This is a genomic window from Arachnia propionica, assembly GCF_037055325.1.
Lineage (GTDB): Bacteria > Actinomycetota > Actinomycetes > Propionibacteriales > Propionibacteriaceae > Arachnia.
The window spans coordinates 409990-429630 of the sequence record NZ_CP146373.1 but is presented as its reverse complement, the minus strand read 5'-3'; the positions used below and the strand labels follow the sequence as shown (position 1 = coordinate 429630).

Annotated in this window: 14 protein-coding genes and 1 pseudogene; 3 read left to right on the top strand and 12 right to left on the bottom strand. The window is 63.7% G+C overall.

From position 1 onward, the window contains the following. Positions 1-110 precede the first annotated feature (110 nt). Positions 111-1493, bottom strand: a complete 1383-nt coding sequence (der, locus tag V7R84_RS01900) for a ribosome biogenesis GTPase Der (RefSeq protein WP_338573781.1) — start codon at positions 1491-1493, stop codon at positions 111-113. 153 nt (positions 1494-1646) lie between these two features. On the opposite strand from der, the gene V7R84_RS01895 reads away from it, so the two are divergent. Both V7R84_RS01895 and V7R84_RS01890 read left to right on the top strand, forming a co-directional pair. After that, positions 1647-3227, top strand: a complete 1581-nt coding sequence (locus V7R84_RS01895) for an ABC-F family ATP-binding cassette domain-containing protein (protein ID WP_338571468.1) — start codon at positions 1647-1649, stop codon at positions 3225-3227. Continuing rightward, entirely contained in the window at positions 3224-3514 is a 291-nt protein-coding gene (locus tag V7R84_RS01890; RefSeq protein WP_338571466.1) for a hypothetical protein, read from the top strand. The genes V7R84_RS01895 and V7R84_RS01890 overlap by 4 nt, the downstream gene beginning before the upstream one ends. Here V7R84_RS01890 and V7R84_RS01885 read toward each other — a convergent pair. The 9 genes and pseudogenes from V7R84_RS01885 to V7R84_RS01840 all read right to left on the bottom strand — a co-directional run bounded on the left by V7R84_RS01885 (position 3502) and on the right by V7R84_RS01840 (position 16628). Then, positions 3502-3831, bottom strand: a complete 330-nt coding sequence (locus tag V7R84_RS01885; RefSeq protein ID WP_338571463.1) for a hypothetical protein — start codon at positions 3829-3831, stop codon at positions 3502-3504. The two genes, V7R84_RS01890 and V7R84_RS01885, sit on opposite strands and share 13 nt — an antisense overlap. Next, the gene (gene cmk, locus V7R84_RS01880; protein WP_338571461.1) at positions 3824-4483 is read right to left on the bottom strand and encodes a (d)CMP kinase; all 660 of its coding nucleotides are present in this window, start codon (positions 4481-4483) and stop codon (positions 3824-3826) included. Before cmk ends, V7R84_RS01885 begins: the two co-directional genes overlap by 8 nt. Then, positions 4483-5544: a prephenate dehydrogenase gene (locus V7R84_RS01875; RefSeq protein WP_338571459.1), complete on the bottom strand. Its 1062-nt coding sequence runs from the start codon at positions 5542-5544 to the stop codon at positions 4483-4485. Before V7R84_RS01875 ends, cmk begins: the two co-directional genes overlap by 1 nt. Further along, positions 5544-6646 (bottom strand): annotated as a pseudogene (locus tag V7R84_RS01870) (tRNA (adenine-N1)-methyltransferase); the annotation flags it as partial. The pseudogene V7R84_RS01870 and the gene V7R84_RS01875, both read right to left, overlap by 1 nt. Before the next feature lie 183 nt (positions 6647-6829). Beyond that, a complete protein-coding gene (metH, locus tag V7R84_RS01860; protein WP_412728101.1) occupies positions 6830-10249 on the bottom strand; it encodes a methionine synthase in 3420 nt (1139 codons plus the stop codon). Positions 10250-10314: 65 nt separating this feature from the next. Then, entirely contained in the window at positions 10315-11154 is an 840-nt protein-coding gene (gene nudC, locus V7R84_RS01855; RefSeq protein WP_338571452.1) for an NAD(+) diphosphatase, read from the bottom strand. Beyond that, positions 11151-12203 (bottom strand): class C sortase, encoded by a 1053-nt coding sequence (locus tag V7R84_RS01850; protein ID WP_338571450.1) that lies wholly within the window; start codon positions 12201-12203, stop codon positions 11151-11153. The genes nudC and V7R84_RS01850 overlap by 4 nt, the downstream gene beginning before the upstream one ends. Positions 12204-12267: 64 nt before the next feature. After that, positions 12268-13683 (bottom strand): SpaH/EbpB family LPXTG-anchored major pilin, encoded by a 1416-nt coding sequence (locus tag V7R84_RS01845; RefSeq protein WP_338571447.1) that lies wholly within the window; start codon positions 13681-13683, stop codon positions 12268-12270. Positions 13684-13754: 71 nt separating this feature from the next. Then, a complete protein-coding gene (locus V7R84_RS01840) occupies positions 13755-16628 on the bottom strand; it encodes a CshA/CshB family fibrillar adhesin-related protein (protein ID WP_338571444.1) in 2874 nt (957 codons plus the stop codon). Positions 16629-16800: 172 nt separating this feature from the next. On the opposite strand from V7R84_RS01840, the gene V7R84_RS01835 reads away from it, so the two are divergent. Beyond that, entirely contained in the window at positions 16801-17640 is an 840-nt protein-coding gene (locus tag V7R84_RS01835) for a PAC2 family protein (RefSeq protein ID WP_338571442.1), read from the top strand. Position 17641: 1 nt separating this feature from the next. Here the strand turns inward: V7R84_RS01835 and rpe are convergent, their stop codons facing one another. Together rpe and V7R84_RS01825 are read right to left on the bottom strand one after the other, a co-directional pair. After that, positions 17642-18295 (bottom strand): ribulose-phosphate 3-epimerase, encoded by a 654-nt coding sequence (gene rpe, locus V7R84_RS01830; protein WP_338571440.1) that lies wholly within the window; start codon positions 18293-18295, stop codon positions 17642-17644. A gap of 19 nt (positions 18296-18314) precedes the next feature. Continuing rightward, positions 18315-19637: an RsmB/NOP family class I SAM-dependent RNA methyltransferase gene (locus V7R84_RS01825; protein ID WP_338573779.1), complete on the bottom strand. Its 1323-nt coding sequence runs from the start codon at positions 19635-19637 to the stop codon at positions 18315-18317. Between the last annotated feature and the right edge of the window lie 4 nt (positions 19638-19641).

Below are 19641 nucleotides of genomic sequence, written 5' to 3'. Positions count from 1 at the left end.
GGGACGCGTTCCGCGGCAATGGGCGGCAGGACCACGACCTGACGGCGAAGGATTCCGGTTCTGCCCGCCCCGATGACCACAGCGTGACTTCGAAACGGCGATCGAACGGATCACTGCCGGTTCCTGTGTTTCTCTCTGGCCCGGATCTCCAGGTGGATGGGTGAGCCGACAAAGCCGAATTCCTCACGGAGACGGCGTTCGATGAAGCGTATATATGTGGCGTCCAACTGGCCGCTGGTAAACAACACGAAGGTGGGCGGGCAGTTGTGGGCCTGCGTGCCGAAAAGAATCCGCGGTTGTTTGCCGCCGCGCACCGGGTGTGGATGGGAGGCGGCCAGACGCCCCAGGAAGGAGTTCAGCTTGCCGGTGGAGACACGCGTCTGCCACCCTTCTAGCGCCGCCTCGATGGCCCTGCTCAACTTGTCGACGTTGCGTCCGGTCAGCGCCGAGATGTTGACCGTGGGTGCCCACCGGAAGGCGACTAGGTCGCGTTCGATTTCCCTTTCTAGGTAGCAGCGGCGCTCCTCGTCGGTGAGATCCCACTTGTTGAAGGCGATCACCAGGGCCCGGCCCGTTTCCTCGACGTTGGTGAGGATGCGCAGATCCTGGTCGGTGACCGGGGTCGAGGCGTCGATCACCACCACGCAGACCTCAGCGCGTTCGATTGCGGTCTGGGTGCGCAGGCTGGCGTAGAACTCGTGCCCCGAGGCTTCCCTGACACGCTTGCGGATACCCGCGGTGTCAATGAGCCGGTACACCGTCCCGCCGACCTCGACGATCTCGTCGACGGGATCGACGGTGGTTCCGGAGACATCGGAGACCACCGCCCGCTGCTGCTGGGCCAGCTTGTTCAGCAGCGAGGACTTGCCCACGTTCGGTTTCCCGACGATCGCGACCCGGCGCGGCCCGCCGATCTCTTCGAAACTCTCCCGGGGAGCTTCCGGCAGGACCGCGAGCACCGCGTCCAGGAGATCACCGGAGCCCCTGCCGTGCATGGCGGAGACGGGGTACGGCTCCCCCAGCCCCAGGTTCCACATGGTGGCCGCCATGGCCTCGTGGCGCTGGTCGTCCACCTTGTTCGCGGCCAGCACCACGGGTTTCCTGGAACGTCTGAGTACCTTGACCACGGCCTCGTCCTCGTCGAGGGTGCCCACGGTGGCGTCGACGACGAACAGCACCGCATCGGCCATCGAGATCGCGAGCTCCGCCTGCTCCGCTATCTGCTGCGCCATGCCCTTGGCGTCCGAGACCCAGCCGCCGGTGTCGACCAGCACGAACTCGCGACCATTCCAGTTCGCGTCGTACGAGACACGGTCACGGGTGACGCCCGGAACATCCTGCACCACGGCCTCCCTGCGGCCCAGGATGCGGTTGACCAGCGTGGATTTGCCGACGTTCGGACGACCCACCACCGCCACCACGGGCTTGATCGTGGATTCCTCGCTCATGTTGCGCCTCCTATCGCGAACCGACGCATCATCGTAACCGCCCACCCCCAACTTCCAACGCTCCGCTACACTGGCGGCGTCTTGTTTCCGACGAAAGGCCACGTGATGACAGGCTCTGCGCACTGCTGACCCCGCGCTGCACCGTAGAGCCAGTTCCGCGCTCCGGTCCGGCGCATCCAGCCGTTCCCAGGAGCCTTCATGCCTTCATCCATAATTTTTTCGAACGTTTCCTACGCCTTCGAGCACTCTGCCACGCCTCTGGTGCGTGACCTCGACTTGACCATTCCGACGACCAGAGTCGGTGTCGTCGGACGCAACGGTTCCGGCAAATCGACCTTGCTGCGGCTGATCGCGGGAGAGTTACAACCGACCGCGGGGGTCGTCTCAGTTCCCGAACGGCTCGCATGGTTGCCGCAGGACCTCCTACAACGCGGCGAACACACCGTCGCCCAGCTCCTCGGGATCGACGCCAAGCTCCGCGCCCTGCGTGCCATCGAGGCCGGGAGCATCGCAGAATCCGACTTCGAGATCGTGGGAAATGACTGGGATGTCGAGGCCCGTTCGCTAGCTCTGCTGGCGGCCCGTGTTCCCAGCTTGCGTGGTGAGGATCTGCTTACCCGCACGGCCGAAACCCTCTCGGGAGGGGAACTCGTATTGGTCGCCCTGGCCGGACTGGAATTGGACGGGGCGCATGTCCTGCTTCTCGATGAGCCGACGAACAATGTGGACGCCACCGCCCGGGCAAGGCTGTGCGACTGGATCCGTGATTGGCGCGGCGGGCTGGTGGTGGTCAGCCACGACGTCTCCCTGCTCCGCCTGATGGAGATGATCGTGGAGATCCACGACGGCACCGCTACCGTTCACGGCGGCAATTTTGATGCCTACCGGGATCAGCTGCGAACCCAACAGGAGGCCACCGAGCGGGCCGTCAGAACCGCCGAGCAGAAGCTGCGGGTCGAGCAGCGGGAACGAATGCGGGTGCAAGTGGCTACCTCCCGCCAAGACCGCAAAGACCGGCAACGGTTCACCACCATCCGGCAGGGTCCGCGGCTGTCCGATCCCGAGTACAAATCGAGTGCCGAGGGACGCAGAGGCCGGGCGAACAAGCTGGCGGCCCGGAAGGTCGACGAGGCCCGGGACGCGCTTCGAACCGCGGAGAAAACCGTTCGCCGCGAGCAACGGATCAGCGTCGATCTCCCAGAGCTGAGATCGACACGGGGCAGAGGGCTAGCGGAACTCGTCGGCTCCAACCAGAGCATCCATGTCACCGGCGGGATGCGTCTGGGGCTGGTCGGTGACAACGGCGTGGGAAAGTCAACCCTGCTCGCCCGGTTGGTGCGGGAAGCGGTCTCTGGCCGGATTGGTTTCCTGGACCAACGCCTTGAACTAGACGATGACCTCCCGGTACTCGAATGCATCACACGGGGCTGCCCGTCGGCCCCACCCCACGAGATCCGCGCCCGGTTGGCCCGGTTCCTGCTGCGCGGAGATGTGACGGAACGTCTCGTCGGCGCCCTGTCCGGGGGCGAACGGTTCCGGGTGGCACTGGCTCGGGTACTGCTCGCCGATCCTCCGGTGGAGTTGCTGGTGCTGGACGAACCCACCAACAATCTGGACCTCGAGAGCGTCGATGCCCTGGTGGATGGCCTCACCACTTATACAGGAGCGCTGGTGGTTGTGAGTCATGACGCCGATCTGCTGGAGCGTCTCCACCTGGACCGGGTGGTGGAGTTGTCTCGGGATGGTGAACTGCACGACCGGAGTGATGTGGCGCCATGACCATGATCGCACTCAAGTTCACACCGTGGTGGGTCAGTGCGCGATTGATCTGCGATGACGTCGTTGAGTGCGCGGGACATGGCGACACCGACATGGCCCTGCGATTGCTCATCGACGGCGTCAACCGCATCCCGGAAGAAGCCGACGAATCCCGCTCACCAGCGTCCCCGGAGCAGGCCGCCGCGATTCACGACCGGCTGTTCGACGAGAGCGCCATCGGATACCTGTCCGAGAACGAGCTGCTGTACGTGGCGGAATTGGTACTGGCCCGGATTCAACAGTCCTGAGCCGCGTTCTCCACCACGTGAAACGCAGGTTCCTCGTAGGGATGTGCCCGCCGAAGGGCAGCGACAACGGCGGCGCGCAGGCTTCTTGGGAAGGTGACCTCCACTCGGTTCTCCGTCACCATTTCCAGGTCACCGACCTTGCCGATGGTGGGATCTGCTCCCTCCAGAGGCCGGAACCGACCCATCCCCGAGGCCACGAAGGCGCAAGAGTCGTAGTTTCCGATGTGTCCAGCCCCGACCCTGAAGAGTTCCTCCAACACGTGGTCGGTGTCCGGGATGGGCACGTAGAACACGAGAACATCAAGGGGATCACGCATCGGGCACCAACTTCAGGATCTCCGCAACGACCTCGTCGAGGTCCAAGTGCGTGGAATCGATGACGTTCACCCCGCAGGCGGCTTCGGTAAAGTTGGAGACCGTGGAGTCGTCGCGGTCCCGCCTGAGGATCGAGTCCGTCACCGTAACCTGATCGGCCCGTTCCCCCAGCTCTGCGGCCCGCCTCCCAATGCGTGCCTGCGCGTCAGCGGTGAGCAGCACACGCACCTCGGCGTCAGGAGCCACCACCGTGGTGATGTCGCGTCCCTCCACGACGATGCGACGATCGTGCTCCGTGATAATCCGGCGCATGCGCTCGATCAGTACGCGACGCACCTCCGGGACAACGGCCACCGCCGAGACAATCGCGGAGATCTCCGGTTTCCTGATCTCCTCGGTGACATCTCGACCATTGATGTACACGCGAGGCGCATCCGGATTTGTGCTGATCCGTAGGTCAGCCGTTCTCGCCAGGTCCCCGATCCCGGTTTCATCGGTGCGATCCAGCCCCTGCCGAACAAACTCACAGGCCACAGCCCGGTACATGGCACCCGTGTCAAGGTAGGCGAGCCGGAGCTTTCGCGCCACCCGTTTCGCTGTCGAGGATTTCCCGACCCCGCTCGGCCCGTCCATTGCGATCACCAGATCATCCATCAGCTTCCCTCCCGGTCCAGCCAGGCCCGCCAGCCGCGCGATTCCAGGTCTTCCCGGAACCGTTCGGCCTGGGGGCGTTCCACGGAGATGGATAGGTAACCCACCTCGCGCACGGCGTCGTGGGTCAGCTCAAAATCTTCCACATTGAACCCGAAATCGCCGACGTCACCAAACAACCGGGTCAGTGCGCGTGGCTCATCCGGGATTTCGACGGTGACCACGGCAAGTTCCTTCGGTTCCTGCCCGTGTTTTCCACGCAAGGCCATGGCGCCGTGCTGCCCGAGAGCCAGAAACGCCTCGAGAGGCTCATCCTGGTCGAGCACTCCGATCAGGTAGTCGAGGTCCGCAGCCACCTCGCTCAATTCTTTCCGGATGGCCACGGAATTGGTCGTGATGATCTGTCGCCACAGTCCGGGATCAGAACCGGCGATGCGTGTCACATCACGGATTCCTTGTCCCGCCAGGATCAGGTTCTCCCCCGGCACTCCGCGCAGGTGCGAGGCGGTGAGGATGCTCATCAAGTGCGGTACGTGACTGACCTGGGCGACAGCCTCGTCATGGAGATCCGCATCGAGCTCCACGACGCGCGCCCCGCAGAGGCGAGCCAGCCGATGAACCAGGTCGACATCCTCGGGGCTGTTGCCGGCCTGGGGGGTGATCACCCAGGTGCGGTCCGTGAACAGGTCGGCGGAGGCGGTCAGAGGCCCGGTGAGCTGGGAACCGGCCATCGGGTGGCCGGGCACGTACCGTTCGGGGCGGTTGCTGGCAGCGGTCACCGCCCGGATGATGGAGGATTTCACCGAGCCGACGTCGGTGACTACAGCTTCCGGGTGGCGTTCCAGCATCCGCGTCACGACTCCCGCGATCGTCGTCGGAGGTGAAGCCACCACGACGACGTCGACAGGTTCGTCGTCCCTGGTGACCCGCCCCGCCCCCAGGCCTGCGGCGACCCTGGCATGTGAGGGGCTCAGGTCCTCCAGCAGAACATCAATTCCTGCCCTCCTCAGAGCCATCCCGAGTGAGGAACCGACCAATCCGGTTCCGATGATCCTCACTCTCATCAGTTCGACTCCGGCATATTGAGCGGGCGTGGCCCCTGGTAATCGGGCCCGTAGGCCCCCGGTGCGGGGCGTCGTTTGCGGATGGGTGCGCTGACCCCGGGAGCGAGGCGGCGGGAGAACACCAGGAAACCGGTGTGGGCGGAGGTGCCGTGGCCAGGACGGATCGCCAGACCTTCGGCGTGCCAGTCGCGCACCGTCGTCTCGGTCGCGCTCGGTTCGGTGAAACCACCATGGGCGCGGAAGGTGTCCATTACCCGACCGAGTTGCGTGGTCGTTGCGACATAGCAGCAGAGCACCCCGCCCGGGATGAGCCGCTCACCTACCGCGTCCACACACTCCCAAGGGGCCAGCATGTCCAGGATGGCACGATCGATGGGTTCGTCCGCTATCACCTCCACCAGGTCACCCACGGTCAGTTTCCACGCGGGGTGTTCCCCGTCAATGAAGTTCTCCACATTCCTACGGGCGACATCAGCGAACTGCTGTCGGCGTTCATAGGAGTACAGCTTCCCGAGCGGGCCAATGGCTCGCAGCAAGGCCAGCGACAAGGCCCCCGAACCGACCCCCGCCTCCAACACCCTGGCCCCGGGAAAAATATCTGCCCACATCACGATCTGGGCAGCGTCCTTCGGGTAGACGACCGCCGCTTCCCGGGGCATCGCAACCATGAACTCGTTCAGCAGAGGGCGCAGCGCCAAGTATTCGGTGCCGCCTGCGGAGCGTACCGTCACACCATCAGGGCCACCGATCAGGTCGTCGTGCTTGACCGCCCCCTTCGTGGTGTGCCAAACGGCCCCCTCCCTCAAGACCACTGATTTCCTGCGTCCCTTGGGGTCGGTCAGCGTCACTCGCTCCCCCACCACGAGCGGTCCGGTCCGGACCCCCGACAGATTCACCACTGGCTCCTCCAGGTCTTCTCCAGGCATTCGACATCCAGGCCTTCCAGGCTGCCTTCGCGCAGCAGCCTCCGAGGTCTCGCTCCGGGGCAGTCCCGCAATGGTACGGCCAGGACAGCCGTCCCCATGGCGGAGACAGCTTCGGTTCCCGGCACCGAGTCCTCATAAGCCTGGGCGAGGGTGATCGCGCCCGAGCAGGACTCGGAGATTCGCTGTGCTGTGACGATCGCGGGCTCCCCGATCCGGTCCTTGAGCTGCTCGTCGGACCACGACGCGCCGTGCCGGGCGAGCTCGTCTTTCTCGTATTCGATCCACATCAGTTCCGAATCGACTACGGCACCATCGAAATCCCACAGCACCGCACGCAGTCGTCGCTGATCCATGATTCCTCAGTTGGCGTTGAAGTACTTGGCCTGCGGATGGTGCACCACCATCGCATCGGTGGACTGTTCGGGATGTAGCTGCAGCTCCTCGGAGAGCTCCACCCCGATGCGTTCGGGTCTCAGCAGGGTCACGAGCTTTCTCCGATCCTCCATGTTCGGGCATGCCGGATAGCCAAACGAGTACCGCGACCCGCGATAGGCCTGGTCGCGAATGGCCGCGTCTACCGTGGATTCCTCGGCGGCGAAACCCAGTTCCACGCGCACCCGGTGGTGCCAGAACTCGGCGAGGGCCTCGGTCAGCTGCACGGAAAGACCATGCAGCTCCAGGTATTCACGGTAACGATTAGACTCGAACAGCTGCTGGGTGCCTCTGGCCACCTCAGCTCCCATTGTCACGAGCTGCATCTCCAGCACGTCGGGACCGAGCTCCCGGGCCTCATCCGCGTCGCGGAAGAAATCGGCCAGGCAGAGCCGAGAGTCGCGACGCTGCCTGGGAAAGTCGAGACGGGTCAGCTCCTGGGACGGATCGTCGGGGTCACCGACGATGAGGGTGTTTCCCTCGCTGTGGACGGGGAAATAGCCATAGACCACGGAGAAGTTCGCTAGTTGCTCAGTGGTGATCCGGTCCAGCCACATCCGCAGACGCGGCAAGCCCTCCGTCGCCACGAGTTCCTCGTAGCCTGGGCCGCCCTTGACAGGTTTGAGTCCCCACCTGCCCAGGAAGGTGGCGCGGTGATCGAGCCACTGAGCCACATCCGCGACGGGCAGTCCCTTGACCAACCGGGTGCCCCAGAACGGTGGGGTCGGTACGTCGATGCGGCGTTCCACATCGTCGGAGCGGCGGGTGTCGATCTCCTGCTGCTCCACCACCTCGGCCTTCTTGTAGCGGCGTTTCTTGGGTTCCGGGAGTTTCGCGCCCGGCACTCCCTGTTTCACCGCCATCACGGCGTCCATCAGGGCAAGCCCCTCGAAGGCATCCTTCGCGTAGCGAACCTCCCCGTCGAACATGTCGTTGAGGTCATGCTCCACGAAGGCCCGGGTTAGCGCCGCCCCACCCAGCAGTACCGGGTACTTCTCCGCCAGACCGAGGCGGTTCAGTTCGGCGAGGTTGTCCTTCATCACAAGCGTGGACTTCACCAGCAGACCCGACATGCCGATGGCATCTGCCCCGCTGGTTTCGGCGGCGTCGATGATGGCCTGGATCGGTTGTTTGATGCCGATGTTGATGACGGTGTAGCCGTTGTTGCTGACGATGATGTCGACGAGATTCTTGCCGATGTCGTGGACGTCCCCCCGCACCGTGGCGAGCACCAGGGTGCCCTTTCCGCTGCTGCCCTCCACCTTGTCGATGTGCGGCTCCAAATGGGAGACGGCGGTTTTCATGACCTCGGCGGACTGGAGCACGAACGGAAGCTGCATCTGTCCGGACCCAAAGAGTTCACCGACCACCTTCATGCCGGCCAACAGGTCCTCGTTGATGATCTCGAGGGCAGCCTTGCCGGTCAGGGCCTCGTCCAGGTCAGCCTCGAGCCCCTTTGCTTCCCCGTCGATGATGCGGCGCTGCAGCCGCTCTGCCAAAGGTAGGGCGGCCAGTTCAGCGGCCCGGGAAGCCCGCACAGAAGCGGCCGTGACCCCCTCGAACAGTTCCAGGAAGCGGGTCAGCGGGTCGTAGCCTTCGCGGCGGCGATCCCAGACCAGGTCGAGGGCCACCTTACGCTGCTCCTCGGGGATGCGGTCCATCGGGATGATCTTCGCCGAGTGCACGATGGCCGAGTCCAGTCCGGCGGCAACGCATTCGTGCAGGAACACCGAATTCAGCACCATCCGGGCCGCGGGATTGAGCCCGAAAGAAACATTCGAGACCCCGAGCGTGGTCCGCACCCCCGGGTAGCGGCGCTTCAGCTCGCGGATCGCCTCAATGGTCTCGATGCCGTCACGGCGGGTTTCCTCCTGCCCGGTGGCGATCGGGAAGGTCAGGCAGTCGACAAGGATGTCGCCGATGTCCATGCCCCAAGTCCCGGTCAGCTCGTCAATCAGGCGCGAGGCAACCCGCAGTTTCCACTCGGCGGTGCGGGCCTGTCCCTCCTCGTCGATGGTCAGGGCAACCACGGCGGCACCGTGTTCCGCCACCAGCGGCATGACGCGGGCGAAACGGGATGTGGGGCCGTCGCCGTCCTCGTAGTTGACGGAGTTGATCACGCAGCGTCCGGCGAGCTTCTCCAAACCTGCCTGGAGGACCTGCGGTTCGGTGGAATCCAGCACGATCGGCAGGGTCACTGCCGTGGACAGTCTCCCGGCCAATTCCTCCATGTCGCTGATGCCGTCACGGCCGACGTAGTCGACGCACAGGTCCAGCACGTGTGCGCCGTCGCGCGCCTGGCCCTTTGCGATCTCCACGCAGTCGTCGATATTGCCGGCCAGCATCGCTTCCCGAAAGGCTTTGGAGCCGTTCGCGTTGGTGCGTTCCCCGATGTTGAGATAGCTGAGGTCCTGGTGAAACGGCACTTCCACGTACAGCGACGAGCAGGTTCGCTCCGTCGTGATCTCGCGGGGGCGCACCTCGCGGCCCCCGAAGCGTTCCGCAAGCAGCCGGATGTGGTCGGGAGTGGTTCCGCAGCAGCCACCGATCACGCACAACCTGTAGTCATCCAGGAAACCGGCCAGGGCATCCGCCAGCGCATCGGGGCCGAGCGGGTAGACCGCGCCTTCTGGGGTCAGTTCGGGCAGGCCCGCGTTGGGCATGGCGCCGATGCCGCAGGACGCGTTGCGCGACAGATACCTGAGGTGTTCGCTCATCTCGGCCGGCCCTGTGGCGCAGTTCAATCCGATCACGTCGACGCCGAGGGCCTCCAGGGTGGAGCGGGCCGCTCCGATCTCGGAACCGAGCAGCATGGTGCCGGTGGTTTCGACGGTGACGTTGACGAGAATCGGTAGATCCACCCCGAGTCTGGTCCGGGCGCGTTTCGTGGCGATCACCGCTGCCTTGGCCTGCAGGAGATCCTGGCAGGTTTCGATCTGCACGGCGTCAATGCCGCCCGCAATCATGGCCTCCACCTGGGCCTGGTAGGCGTCTCGGATCTCGGCGAAGGCGACGTGCCCTAGGCTGGGGAGTTTCGTTCCGGGACCAACCGAGCCGAGTACGAAGCGTGGTTTGTCGCTGAATTCGTCGGCTGTCGCCCGGGCAATGCGTGCCCCAGCGCTGGCCAGTTCCGCCAAACGATCCACGATGCCGTACTCGGCGAGCGCGGCAAGGTTGGTGCCGAAGGTGTTGGTTTCCACGCAGTCGGAACCTGCCTCTAGGTAGGCGCGGTGCACTGCCGAAACTACGTCTGGCCGGGTGATATTCAGGACCTCGTTGCACCCTTCGAGGCCCTGAAAGTCGCGTTGGAGATCGAGATCACCCTGGGCCTGCAGCATGGTGCCCATGGCTCCGTCAGCTACGAGGACACGGGAGTTCAGCAGGTCGCGAAGTTTGGTCACGGCGGGCCATCCTACCTGCCGCGCGCCAACCAGAACTCGATCAACTGGCGCGCCAAAGAGATGGAGCCGGGAAGGGCGAGTTCTTCTTCCTTCACGGCCCTCCGCAGACCTTTCCTGGTGTAGAAGGAACCCCAAGCGAGTTCTTCTCCATCGAGGCATGGTTCCGTGCCATCGGTTCTCGTCTCGAAACCCAACATCAGGGAACGTGGGAATGGCCAGGGTTGGGTTCCAACGAACCTGAGTTCCCGGATGGTCAGGCCAGTTTCCTCTCGTATCTCCCTGTGGCAGGCCTGTTCCGCCGATTCCCCTGCCTCGATGAATCCGGCCTGTACGGAGACGCGGTTACCCGGCCATCCCCGGGCGTGAGTGAGCAACAGGCGGTCGGCAGGATCTGTCACGGCGAGTATGACCGCAGGGTCGGTACGTGGGAAGAGCTCGTGGCCGCATTGCGGACAGCGGCGTGCAGTTCCCGCCCGGTCCGGTGTGGTCGCCGCCCCGCATCGGGCACAGACGGGGTTGCTGCGATGCCATTCGTAGAGGGCCGTTGCCATCATGGCCAGTTGTGTCTGGCCTGGGGGAAGGTCGAGGGATCGCAGATCGGCTCCGCCTTTGCCGTCGCTGCGCGCCCACCAGATGTGGCCATCCAACCTGCCCAGCAACAGGTCGTCCGGTCTTCGCTCACCGTCGAAGGCCTCGGAAATCAACTCGCCGTTTGCCACGGGGATCTCCAGCCCGGGACCAAGCCTGAGACACCGGGACAACGGGTCACGGACCAGTTCCGTCAATGCTCGTTCATGGCTGCGCGATTTCTCGAGCCGGTCTAGGGCCGCTTGAGCGTTCCAGTGGTTCACCCGTCGAGGTTATCCGCTTTCCCGGTTGATTCCCCATCGTCTTGATCGTCCATGGGTTCCTCATATTGTGAGGGGGTTTCCTGATCGCCGACGTTCGTTTCTTCGTGTTCCACAGCAAGGCATTCATCCCCGGGCGTGTCGGTGATTTCCGGGTCAGCGGTTTCCTCCGCCCTTTCTGTCCCTGCTGAGACCGTGACCTGGTGGAGCCGGGCATCCCGGCGGCCAGCGAGCCAAAGATAGCCGACAACGGCGACGCCACCGCCTCCGGACAGGAAGAGCCACCACGGGAAGCGTGGAAGATCGGAATCCTGCAGCGCCCTGTCAACTTCCTCCTGCGGGGTCGGGATCACCCGCTCCCCGGTGACGAGGATCCGGTGGGTGTTGACTCCGAGCGGGGTGCAGGTGACCAGGGTCAACAGGTCGCGGCCCTCCTGCGGGTACAGGGCCTCCTGCTCCTCGGGCGCTACCACCTGCGTCTGACGCACCTCGTAGACCAGTACCTCACCCATCACCTCGATGGTGAAGATGTCCCCGGAGCGCATCCTGTCCAGGTTGGTGAACATGGTGGCCTCGGCGAGGCCGCGGTGGGCCGTGATGACGGAATGGGTGGATTCACCACCCACCGGGAGGGATGTGCCTTGTAGATGTCCGGCGCCGCGAAGCAGCGTCAGATCAGAGGTGCCGTGGTAGACGGGAAGATCGACGTCAATACTCGGGATCCGGATCCGGGCCATGATGTCTGCAGGACCGTTGAGAAGTTTGTGGTACTCATTTCCGCTGGTTTCCGCTGCGCTCCGGGGCACGTTGGCATTCGGGGCGACAATCGCTCCAGCCCTGAGTTCTTCGTTGTACGCCCTGGCCGCCGTCAGGGCCTCTCCGGCCGCTGCATGCCCCGTTTCGTTCCCTGTTGCCTGTTCCTCTTTGCGCAGTGAGTCGTTGTAGGTGTCTATCAACCGTGACTGCTGATACTGGGAAAGCCATGAGGCAGCCGGGGTGTAGCTGAGAAGCACGATTCCCGTCAGCGCGCACGCCGCGGCCAGCCATGTCATGAGGCCAGGTCTCCACCGTCGTGTGCGCTGACGGGAACGTGATGTCACGGTTCGTCAGTCCTACTCAGCTCTGCTTACGTTTGACGGCAGTCCGGCTGAGGATCATCACCGCGCCACCGATCACCAGCAGTCCGATGCCACCGGCTGCCAGGGCGACCTGGCCGATGCCACCGGTCAGGGGCAACTGCGGAACGGTCTGCTTGACGTTCGCGACCGGCTTGTAGTTCTTGCCGGGATAGGTGGGCTGCGCCGGGGCCTCGGTCACACCGGCCTCGACGATGACCTGTTGGGCTCCAACCTTGACGTAGCCCGCGGGGGCCTCCTCCTCGACCAGGTAGTAGGTGTCCGGCCTCACCACGGGGAAGAGGACCTTGCCGTCGGGCCCGGTGGTCAGTCCTGCGAGGAGAACATCCTGGTTCGGACAGGCCTCAGTCTTGCAAAGCTTGAACTTGGCCCCGCTCAGGAAACCCTCATTGCTTCCGTCGTACTTGTAGACGGCGAGCTGACCCCACGTGGTGGTGGCGCTTTTCTCGGTGGAATCGATCCCGTTGATGGTCATCTTGGCCTTGTTGGTGAAAACACCGTTGGTGGCCTGCGCCACATCCGTGACGTCGGTCACCAGGGTCAAGACCACTTTTTTTCCACCGTTGGCTTTCAGCTTTGCGATGCCGTCCGAGGTGAAGGTACAGGTCAGGTTACCCGTGCACGAGTAGTCGACATTGTTCGCGAAAACAGTGCCGTCATTGAGACGAAGGTCGGTCTTGTCGTTGTCGAGGGTGAGGCCCGCCGGCAGGGTGTCGGTGATGACGTAGCTCGTGATCTCGGTGCCCTGTCCACTGCGCGGGATGTCGGTGGTGATGGTCCATTTCACGTCGTTGCCGTTGTACCCCGCCTGCTCGACCGATGCGTCGACGGTTTTCTCAATGCCCGCCACCGAGTTCTTCGGGTACACGTGGACGTCGTAGTTCCACTGGTTGTCATCGGTGTGGTAGGGCAGGGTGACCAGGAACGGTTTGCTACCGAGCACGACTTTGGTGTCGGGGGAACCGGTGTCGGTCTCGACCACCAGGTAGAGCCCGAGATCGAGGTTCTGCCAGCGTGCGAGTCCCCCACTGGACGTGGTCATCTCCGAGATCTCGGTGGAGGTGTGGCTGCCGACAGTGGTTCCCGACTCCGGGGCCGTCAGGCCCTTAGTCGCTTCCCAGCCGCCCGGGGTGGTCAGGTCGATGCCGTCCACCTTGTAGAGCGTGAATTTGACCCCATCGATTGGGTTACATCCGGTTCCCGCCTGTTCCTTGCCGTTCGCCGGCGCCCCCGCGTTCTCGGGCTGGACACACTTGTGCAGCGTCAGAGTTGCCTTCTGTGCCGGATTGATGTCGGCGCTGTCAGCGTGCGCCGGAGCGGTGAGCCCCAGCAGGCCGACGGTCAGAGCCGCGGCCAGCGACAACAGTCGCCTGCCGGGTTTCTTCCGAGTGGTCATGTGATTCCCTCCATCTGTTTTGTCGAATGCCCTTCGACGGTTTCGCGTGTGATCTCGTGCGGATCGCGAGATCACCGACGTTCTTTTCGGTGGCGATTTCTGAGGAACGCCATCACTGCCGCGACGAGCAGCAGGCCACCCCCCGAGTAGTGGTAGATGTCGCTCGGTGTTCCTCCGGTCAGCGGCAACACTGGAACCGGGGCACGGGTGTTCTCGAATGGGTCCTCCACCGTCTGATGCAAAGCCTGTGAGCCGATCTGGAGGGTTTCCTCCCGTGTGGTCAACAGGTAACCCAGTGGCGCGCTGGTCTCCGTGAGTGTCCAGGCACCCCACGACAACCTCTCAACCCGGAACGCCCCAGGTGCAGGATCCCGGTCGGGTCCCGAGCAGCTGCCCGGAGCAACGCAGTCCTTGATGTCAGCGATGGTCTTTCCCGAGGCATTCGTCAGTCGCCAGACGGAACCGGCAAGCGGGCTCATCGTTCCCGCTTCCGTCTTCCGCCAGGAAATGGATCCCGGCAGGCGATCGTTGGAGATCGTGCCGATCGCAAAAGGTTCGGAGCCGGTGTCGGTGCTGCTGAGTCGGACGATCTGTTCAGGAAGATCTGACAGCACGTACCCGGGCGGTGGTGTGACCTCGGTCAGTGTGTGTTCTCCCCATTTCATTTCCTCTAGTAGGAAGGAACCGGCCCCGGGATCCTTGTCCAGTCCCGTGCACAGGCTGCGATCTGCGGCGATGCAGTCTGTGATCACCGATCCACCGGGGGCAGTGGGACCTTTCAGTATCCACTCGGATTCCCCTATCAGCTCGCCGGTCTCGCTGTCAGTCTTGGTCCATGTGGCGGATGCAGGTTTGTCCTTATTCACGAGTTCCACCTGGCTCCCACCCACCGCAGTCACTCCGGAATTCAGGAGTTCGTAGCCCTTCATGACCTCCGGAGCAGCCCTTTCCTTGAACTGGAAAGACTCCCCTACCGGCACCACGAAGGTGTTCGCGTTGGTGACGGCGGTGTTCCCCGGGACGATACGTTCGGTGTCACCGGATTCGCCACCGAAGTTTCCGGTAGCAGTCAGTGTCCAATCCGCGGCATTCGGGGCCGGGTCGTAGCTGTTCTGGAAAGTCTTCAGCAGCGACATCAACTGGTACCGCTCGGCGGCACAGGGGTGGTTCGTCACTCCGTCACGTCCCCCGGCTGTACGGTTCTCGCAGGTCACATTCGTCGCCGGGGTGGCGACACCCGCCTGTCCCCAGGCGACGTTGCGCAGGTCACGGTCTCCCCCGACCTTGAGGCGCACCCGATAGGTCAGGGAAAGGGCCTCTTCGGGGGCCAACGTGCCCTGCCAGGTGATCCTGCTCGTGCTCGAGTCGAAGACCACGTCACCGCGTCTGCTGTTCCCGACGGTTGCCTGCAGGGAATTCGTGATCACTGTGGCGTCGTCAACCACCCCGCTTAGGTTGTCGAAGACGTAGGCCGGACTGGTGTTGGTGAAAGGGGTTCTGCTCGGGTTCTTCGCGGTGACGGTGTAGGTCACCTCGTCGCCCGCGAATTTTTTCCCGGCCAGGGCATCGGAGGTTTTGGAGATCTCGAGATCGTAGGTGCTGATCTCCACCTTGTGGTCCTCGACCTCCCCGGTGAAGGTCAAACCCGTGGGACTCGTCAGGGAATCAGCTGTGGCTGCGGCACGCAGCCGCAGGTAGCTGTTCCCGGTAACCGCATCCCCCGGGATTGACCAGGTGAGGGTGGCGCTGCCCCCGGTGCACTGCACCGTGTCGGATGCCTCTGCCTCGTCGAAGACCCCGTTGCGATTCCAGTCCACCCAGCCGCGGTTGTGGCCTCGGCCCGTGCAGGCGATCTCCTGGGTGGCGGTTCCCCCGCCCCGCATCACGTGGTAAAGCGGTGTTCCCGATATCGCGTCCTCGTCATTCGGACTGGCAGGGTTCTTGTCGTCCTGGGTGCCGTCACCGTTCACAGGGTTGACTGGTTCGGGGTCAATACGTCTGCCCAGCATCACGTCGGGGTTCCTGGGTGGCCACGCCAGCCTGGTGCTGAAGGCATCGGTGGTGCCGTCGGGCAGTGACGAATTATTCCAGCCCGTCAGGTATTGCGCGGCTGCGGCTCCGTAGCTGATGGGGGCATCGCCGTAGTCCAGGTTGATGACGGCACCCACAGCTGCTGCGGCTTGTCCCTGGCCGAACATTGTGATGGTTGCTTCTGAGACATTGCTGGCGACCATGGCGACGGTGGGGCCGGTGTTGGAACAGGTCACGCCGCCCGGGAGCAACGTCATGGATCGTGATCCTCCTGATGTGCTCTGTTGGGCCAGCGTCGTCGATGTGCAACCGGTGTCACGAAACCGATCCAGAACCCGCCACTGGGCATTGCTGCCGGTTTCCACCTTGATGTATTCGTCGGGATTTGGATCGCTGGACTCGGCATCGGCCACGACCATTCCATCCACCGGAACACGCTGCCCTCCCGCGGGAAAACCCGGACCGGAAACAATGGCCGAGCAGGAAACCTTAAAACTGACCGTGGTCTTGCTGTATTTGGTGTGAATGGCGTTGGTCATTTGGTTGCTGGTGCCCGTGCCACCACGGTTGTAGAGATCGTCCAAACCGTCCTTCCGCCAGCTTCCCGCGGTCCAGACATCCAGCGTGGTGCTTCGATCATATCCGTAGCCATTGCCAGAATCCGGCTGTGACAGAGTGCATTCGAGAGCGAGCTTCGTGCTGCCGATCTGCATGTACTGGGTTTTCGTGATCCCCGAGGCAGGGATGATGTCACCCTTGTTTCCCCACTCGGCCCAGACCACGGACTTGACGAAGTAACCCCGGCCGCCGGTGGCGTAATCGGCCTGCGCCGGTTGCGGGGCCAGAACAATGCCGCTTGCGGTCGCGATAAGGCTGGCGAGCATGCCGAACACGATGCGTTTCAGCAATTTCATGGGCGCCTTTCCGGCTCGACATCGAACATTGTTCGGAAATTGACGGAATACCCATGTAACAGAGTTGATCCCCCCAAACTCCTTGGCGAGCATAAATCCCTGTTAACGTCTCTGTCAATCATTGCCGACACGACCGCTTTGAGGGCATCGAAGAGCCCCATAGACTGGGGGGATGCAGCACCCCCGGCCCGAGGACCTCAAAGACCCGGCCGTCGTGATCGCCTTCAGCGGCTGGAACGACGCGGCCAACGCGGCCAGCGACGCGTTACTACACCTAATGGAGCACTACCCGTCGTCCGAGCTTGAGACCATTGATGACGAACGCTATTTCGACTTCCAGGTGACCCGCCCGATCCTGCGCCGCTCCCCCGATGGCCCCTGGATCCAGTGGCCCCACATCAGCCTTCAGCAGGTGCGTCTTCCAGAGCGGGATCTGATCATCGTGGTCGGCCCTGAGCCCAACCAACTGTGGCGAACCTTCTCCCGCGAATTGGTCCAGCGACTGAAACGTTACAACCCTTCGATGGTGCTGCTGCTGGGAGCGATGCTCAGCGACACCCCGCACTCACGACCCCTCCCCGTTGCCATGTACACCTACGACTCACAGCTGCGGGGCAGCCTGGCCATCGAGGAACTCACCTACGAGGGCCCGACCGGGATCACGGGGGTGGTCAACCAGATGCTGATCGCCGAAGGATTCCCCAGCGCATCCATGTGGGTCTCCATTCCCCACTACGTCGCCACTCCCCCGAACCCGAAAGGCCAACACGCCCTGCTCAGCCGCATGGAACAGGTTCTGGGCACCAGTCTTGGAGCCGGTGACCTGCTCAGTGAGGCTGGTAAGTGGGCGCAGGCCGTTGACGAACTGAGCGCGGAGGATCCTGACGTGGCCGAGTACATCGAGCAACTGGAGGAGGCACGCGACGCCTCCGATGTAGAGGGTGCCACCGGAGATTCCATTGCTGCGGAGTTCGAACGCTATCTCCGCAACCGGGGTGGTGACCCGGGCTGAATCAGCAGCGGCACGCGGCACCGGCCAGCTCGCGCAATGTCCGCACCATGGCGTCTGGGTCAGGGGCGTTGTAGACCGCGGAGCCAGCCACAAAGGTGTCAGCGCCCGCCTCGGCACAGCGTCCGATCGTTTCCACCGAGACCCCGCCGTCGACCTGCAACCAGAGCGGGCGATCCCCCATCAGTTCCCTGGTTCGACGGATTTTCGGCAGCACGAGGTCGAGGAATTTCTGCCCACCAAAACCGGGTTCGACGGTCATGAGGAGCACCATGTCCAGTTCGTCGAGCATCTCGGCATAGGGCTCGATCGGGGTGGCGGGTTTGAGAGCCATTGACGCCCTCGCCCCCCGGGCGCGCAGCTCCCGAGCCAACCGGATCGGGGCGTGGGCCGCCTCGATGTGAAAGGTCACCGACTCCGCCCCTGCCTCGGCGTAGGCCGGGGCCCAGCGGTCCGGATCCTCGATCATCAGGTGAATGTCCAGGAATTGATCAGTCACTTTGCGCAGACACTCGACCACGGGAAGCCCGATCGTTAGGTTCGGCACGAAATGGTTGTCCATGACATCCACGTGCACCCCATCCGCCCCAGATATCCGTTCGATCTCGTGGGAGAGATGTGCGAAGTCAGCGTTCAAGATGCTCGGGGTGATGCGCATGTCCGAAGCCTAGCGATGTTCAGGACATGCCCCGTAGCAGCGCCAAGAACATGGCATCGGTTCCGTGGCGGTGGGGCCACAGCTGCACGCACCCACGTCGAGTGGTATTGGGCACCTCAGGCAGCAAGGACGATGCATCCAGGAGCTTCAGGTCCGGACAATCTGCCATAACCGCCTCGACAACGCCGGTGGTCTCGTCCGCGTGGGGTGAGCAGGTTACGTAGGCGACCACTCCCCCGGGAACGAGTAGACCGATGGCTGTTTCCAATAGAGCGCGTTGCAACAAGACAAGTTCCGCCACGTCGTCCGGTGTCCGGCGCCACCGGGCCTCGGGGCGGCGCCGCAACGCTCCCAGGCCGCTACAAGGAGCGTCCACCATGATCCTCGAGAAGGGGCGACGCGCCCTGACCGGTTCCGAGTCACGCCCGTCAGAGCAGATGACGTTCACTGTTCCAGGCGGGTAGACCGCCAAGGCCTTTTCAACGAGTTCTGCGCGATGTACCGCTACTTCGTTGGCGACGAGGTACTCCCCCCGTCGCCTGGCCAGTCCAGCCAGGAGAGCGGACTTCCCACCGGGCCCGGCGCACAGATCCAGCCACGGTCCATCTGGGGTATTCACTCGGTCCAGGGCCAGACACACCAGTTGTGATCCCTCGTCCTGCACGCCGGCCCGGCCCTCCCTGACCGCCGTCAGATCACCCGGAACCCCGTCGAGAACCGCCCCAAACGGCGAGTACATGGTGGCAACGGCGGGAGCGAGTTCTTCCACCTGTGCGAGTCCGGGACGCACCACAAGGGTCGGTTTCGGCGCAAGGTTGTTGGCCTCCAGAGCCTGGGCGAGCTCGTTTTCTGGAAGCACTTTCTCGTAGGCCGCCACAATCCAGCGGGGATGATGGGTAGCCACCGCCAGCCTGCCGTTCTCATCAAGGCCCGCGCTCAGCAGCTCCACCCATTCCCGGAGGGCATGGGCGGTGATCCGACGCCCGACAGCATTGATCAGGCCGGTGACCCGCTGCCCGACGGTCTCACGGGCCAGTTTCACTGTGGTGTCGACGGCAGCCCGCGCGGGCACGGCCATGTTCAGCGCCTGATGCGCGAGCAGCCGCAGCAGGTCCACCACTGCGGGTTGCATGGTTTTCAAACCTCGTCCCGAGGCGGATTCGATGATCGCGTCATAGGTTCCCCGCAGGCGGCAGGTACCGGCCACGAGTTCCGTGACGAAGGCTGCATCCCTGGTCTCCAGGTCCGCCCGAGCCAAGTTTTTGGCAAGCGCCAGATTCGCGTAGGCGCCTTCACCGCTCACCTGCCTCAGCACGTCGAACGCGACCCTCCGGGGAGACATACCC